The organism is Rhizobium ecuadorense (assembly GCF_001187535.1).
Lineage (GTDB): Bacteria > Pseudomonadota > Alphaproteobacteria > Rhizobiales > Rhizobiaceae > Rhizobium > Rhizobium ecuadorense.
In genome coordinates, this window is sequence record NZ_LFIO01000428.1 from 1 (window position 1) to 314 (window position 314).

At 55.4% G+C, this 314-nt stretch carries 1 pseudogene; it reads left to right on the forward strand.

From position 1 onward, the window contains the following. Nucleotides 1–117: 117 nt before the first annotated feature. A pseudogene (locus AF337_RS45255) lies at nucleotides 118–314 on the forward strand (hypothetical protein); the annotation flags it as partial.

A 314-nucleotide genomic window follows, 5' to 3' on the forward strand; every position in this document is an offset into this window, starting at 1 on the left:
ATATCGCCTGCTGCTGCCTACCAGGAGCTTCCGCCGGGGCGACGGGCTCCGGTCGAGGCTGCGTTCGAAAGGTTTTGCAGAGACTACCTGCCCAAGTTCCGGGATGACCCTAACTCAGTGAAGGTTCCTTTCGCCGGCGAAAGTTTTGAGCCCGAGGCCTTCAGTGCACTATCACCGGAGCGTCAGACGACCATCGCCTGCTCTTATGCGTCACTGCTGGCCTTAAACATTATTTATCGCCTGGAAGCGTTGGACGGGTTTGAAAAATTCACGCTCTACATCGACTACTGCGAGGAAGTCCTTAACCTCATCAG